Origin of the sequence: Flavivirga aquimarina, assembly GCF_030540835.1 — a bacterium.
Lineage (GTDB): Bacteria > Bacteroidota > Bacteroidia > Flavobacteriales > Flavobacteriaceae > Flavivirga > Flavivirga aquimarina.
In genome coordinates, this window is sequence record NZ_JAUOEK010000107.1 from 1 (window position 1) to 1,358 (window position 1,358).

2 protein-coding genes are annotated in these 1,358 nt (G+C 37.6%); both read right to left on the reverse strand.

What is annotated here, in order from left to right:
• The coding region (locus Q4Q35_RS09470) for a hypothetical protein (RefSeq protein WP_303277730.1) at nt 1–543 on the reverse strand (543 nt) is incomplete at its 3' end.
• Between the two features lie 280 nt (nt 544–823).
• Nucleotides 824–1,358, reverse strand: a 535-nt coding sequence (locus tag Q4Q35_RS09475) for a T9SS type A sorting domain-containing protein (RefSeq protein ID WP_303277731.1), incomplete at its 5' end; no start/stop codon positions are given.

Consider the following 1,358-nt stretch of genomic DNA (forward strand, 5'->3'; position numbering starts at 1 on the left):
CAGTTTATGCTCGTCATTAACATCTACGGCCGTTTCCCATCCAAAAATGGTAGAACTATTATTACCAGCAACTGATAAATTGTCGAACGTAAATGCTGCGAGTTCGCTTGCTGATACGGTAAAGGACGTCACGTTAGTCCAATTTAAGTCAACAGATACTGCGCCTGGAGCAGAACCAGAGGTTATGGGTACTACAACGGGGGAATTAGCTCCTCCTCCTGTCGGTGTAAAGGTGTAATCTAAGGTTTGACCAAAAACGTTTAGTGGTAAAATGGAGTTCACATCTACGGCTTGGTTGAATGTAAAGGTTACCGAATTTGTTTGGGCATTAGTGGCAACAACATTACCGCTTGAGCCTGCAAAATCTGCAGCATCACCAAAATAAAGAGAAGGGTCTCCTGATATGGTTACTGTAATGCCATCAATGGTTTCTTCTATAGTGTCACCGTTTTCACTAGCGTTTTCAAACCCAAATACGGTTTGCGCATTAACGACATTAAAAGCGACTGTTAATACGGCGAATAAAATTGTAGCTTTTTTCATAAGTATCTTGTTTTTATTAATCCTATATATTAAGCCCCAAACCCTTTACGAAAAAGGTTTGGGAAACTTAATTTATTGTTCTTTATATCCTTCAAATACTGAAACAAATACAGCACAAGGGTTGAGATAAATTCAACCAACACCCTATAACCAGTAATGTCCGTTGTTATATCGATCCTCTGGATCGATTTTATAGATCCCGATGTATATCGGGATAAATTCAACCATCAACTTTGAGTGCTCCCGATCTCATATCGGGATTCTCAAAGTTGGGTTTCATTTACTTTTTAATAATTTTTTTAGTCTCTGTTCCTTGACTCGTCTTTATTTTTAAAATATACAGGCCTTTTGATAAATGGCTTACATCGATTCTATTTGTTTTACTTTGTAATACTTGTTCCCCTAGATTATTATAGACCTTAATTGATATTAAATCTGAAACATGCTTAATATTAAGCATATTTTCTACTGGATTTGGGTATACTTGTGCTTTTTGAAACGCATACTCATCATTAACAGCTAATGTTATTATTGTTGGATTAACTGATACATCATCAAAAGCAAATGCGGCTGCTCCTGGTGCTGATACGGCAAAAGACGTAACACCAGTCCAATTTAAGTCAACGGGCACCTCTCCTGGAGCAGCCCCTCCTGTTATCGATACTACCACGGGGGAATTACTACCTCCTGTTGGCGTAAAGGTATAATCTATCGTTTGACCAAAAATATTAAATGGTAAAATGGAGTTGACATCTACGGCTTCGCTAAATGTAAAGGTTAATGAACTTGTATCTCCTAAAGTTCTAACAATCTGA